General features: G+C 63.8%; 1 pseudogene. It reads left to right on the top strand.

Going from position 1 to position 588, the window contains the following annotated elements:
- A pseudogene (gene nadE, locus AC1D0P_RS27250) lies at positions 1–588 on the top strand (NAD(+) synthase); the annotation flags it as partial.

Here is a 588-nt window from a genome sequence, read left to right as displayed (position 1 = left end):
GTGACGTGCCGTTCGGCACGGACCTGATCTTTGCCTCGTCCGGCTCGGCAAAGTTCACCTTCCATGCCGAGATCTGCGAGGATTTCTGGGTGCCGATGCCGCCGTCGTCGCGGGCCGCCCTGGCCGGGGCCGAAATCCTGCTCAACCTGTCGGCCAGCAATATCACCATCGGCAAGGCCGAGACGCGCCGGCGGCTCTGCGAAAGCCAGTCGTCGCGGGCAATCGCGGCCTATGCCTATTCCGCTGCGGGACCGGGCGAATCGACGACCGACCTCGCTTGGGACGGCCAGGCCGAAATTTTCGAAATGGGCAATCAGCTTGCTTCGACCAATCGCTTTTCCTGGCAGCCGGAGGCGGCGATTGCCGATATCGACGTCGGACGCCTTCGCCAGGAGCGGATGCGGACCAACACTTTCGGCGATACCGTCAGCAACGAGATTGGCGCCGCGCCGGCTTTCCGGACAATGACCTTTGCGCTCGATGTGCCGTCCGAGCCGGTTGCTCTGCGGCGACCTATCGAACGCTTCCCCTATGTTCCGTCCGACCCGAAGCGGCTCGCCGAGGATTGCTACGAGGCCTACAATATCC

This window comes from Polaromonas sp. P1_G2 (assembly GCF_056405515.1).
Note: the sequence above shows the minus strand (reverse complement) of the source record. Positions and strands in the feature narration are given on the sequence as shown.